This is a genomic window from Streptomyces sp. NPDC004561, assembly GCF_053602155.1.
On the sequence record NZ_JBSGDB010000831.1, the window covers coordinates 1 to 2,024 of the forward strand.

Sequence of the window (2,024 nt, forward strand, 5' to 3'; positions counted from 1 at the left end):
CGTGATGCCGCTGCAGCACCAGTCGAACGCGCTCGACACCGAGAACAAGCCGATCGTGCAGGAGGGCCAGTACAGCGAGCTGACCCGGACCTTCCGGCTGCTGGGCCGGCCCGCCCGGCACGCCTGATGACGTCCCCAAGCAAGACCAACCCATCGGAAGGATCCGTCAGTTGACCTCCGTACCGCTCGCCGTTGTCACCGGAGCCGAGGGCTTCATCGGCTCCCACCTCACCGAGGCCCTCGTGGCCTCCGGCCACCGGGTCAGAGCCATGGCCCAGTACAACTCCTTCTCCTCCTACGGCTGGCTGGAGACCCTCGCGCCGGACGTCCTCGACCAGGTCGAGATCGTCCTCGGCGACGTCCGCGACCCCGGCTCGGTGCGTGCCCTGCTCGACGGCGCCGACGTCGCCTACCACCTGGCCGCGCTGATCGCGATCCCGTACTCCTACCAGGCGCCGCACAGCTACGTGGAGACCAACGTCACCGGCACCCTCAACGTGCTGGAGGCGGTGCGCGCCCTCGGCACCCCCCGGCTGGTGCACACCTCCACCAGCGAGACCTACGGCACCGCGCGGACCGTGCCGATCACGGAGGACCACCCCATCAACACCCAGTCCCCGTACGCCGCTTCGAAGGCCGGCGGGGACCGGCTCGCCGACAGCTACCACGCCAGCTTCGGCACCCCGGTGGTGACCCTGCGGCCCTTCAACACCTTCGGGCCGCGCCAGTCGATGCGTGCCGTCATCCCCACCGTCATCGGCCAGGTCGCGGCGGGGGAGCGGACCATCACCCTCGGCGACCTGCGCCCCACCCGCGACTTCACCTTCGTCAAGGACACCGCGCAGGCGTTCCTCGCGGTCGGCGCCGCGCCCGCCGAGCAGGTCGTCGGCCGCACCTTCAACGCCGGTACGGGCGGCGAGATCTCGGTCGGCGACCTCGTCGCCCTGATCGGCAAGGTCATGGATACCGCCCTCGACGTCCGCGCGGACCCCGCGCGCGTCCGGCCGGCCAACTCCGAGGTGATGCGGCTGGTCGCCGACGCGGGCCGGCTCGCCGCCGCCACCGGCTGGCAGCCCGCGCACACGCTGGAGCAGGGCCTCGCCCAGACCGTGGACTTCTTCCGCGACCCGGCCAACCTGGCCCGCTACAAGACCGGCATCTACAACATCTGACCCGTCCGGCACGTCCCCCTGTCCTTGTGTCAACGAAGGAGGAGTCCATGCACGCAGTGATCCTGGCGGGAGGCAAGGGCGTCCGGCTGCGGCCCTACACCACCGCGCTGCCCAAACCGCTCGTCCCCATCGGCGACCAGCACGCCATCCTGGAGATCGTGCTGCGTCAGCTGTCGGCGGCCGGCTTCAACCGCTGCACCATCGCCATCGGCCACCTCGGCGAGATCATCCGCGCCTACGTCGGCGACGGCTCCCAGTGGGGCATGGCCGTCGACTACGCCACCGAGGAGAACCCCCTGGGCACCCTCGGCCCGCTGCTCACCCTGCGCGACCGGCTGCCCGAGACGTTCCTCGTCATGAACGGCGACGTGCTCACCGACCTCGACTACGCCGAGGTGCTGGTCCGGCACCGGCAGTCCGGCGCGCCGCTCACCATCGCCACCTACGCCCGCAAGGTGCACATCGACTTCGGTGTGCTCACCACCGACGCCAGCAAGGTCGTCGCGTTCACCGAGAAACCCAGCATGGACTACCGGGTCTCCATGGGGGTCTACGGCCTCAGCCGTGCCACCCTCGACGGCTACACGGCCGGGCTGCCGCTCGGCTTCGACGAACTCGTCCTGGACCTGCTGCGGGAGCAGAACCCGCCGCACGCCTACGAGTTCGACGGCTACTGGCTGGACATCGGCCGCCCGGACGACTACGACCGGGCCAACGCCGAGTTCACCAGCCGCAAGTCCCTGCTGCTCAAGGGAGCCTGAGTACCGCATGCGCATTCTCGTCCTTGGCGGTACCGGATACCTGGGCCGCCACGTGGCCGAGCGGCTGCGGCCCCCCCCCGGCGCCCCCCAA

Annotated in this window: 2 protein-coding genes; both read left to right on the plus strand. The window is 70.5% G+C overall.

Annotation, left to right across the window (positions count from 1 at the left end; all coding sequences use genetic code 11):
• Positions 1–170: 170 nt before the first annotated feature.
• Positions 171–1,172 (plus strand): SDR family NAD(P)-dependent oxidoreductase, encoded by a 1,002-nt coding sequence (locus ACWEN3_RS45835; RefSeq protein WP_452984291.1) that lies wholly within the window; start codon positions 171–173, stop codon positions 1,170–1,172.
• A gap of 47 nt (positions 1,173–1,219) precedes the next feature.
• Positions 1,220–1,933: a nucleotidyltransferase family protein gene (locus tag ACWEN3_RS45840; protein ID WP_452984293.1), complete on the plus strand. Its 714-nt coding sequence runs from the start codon at positions 1,220–1,222 to the stop codon at positions 1,931–1,933.
• The last annotated feature ends 91 nt before the right edge of the window (positions 1,934–2,024 follow it).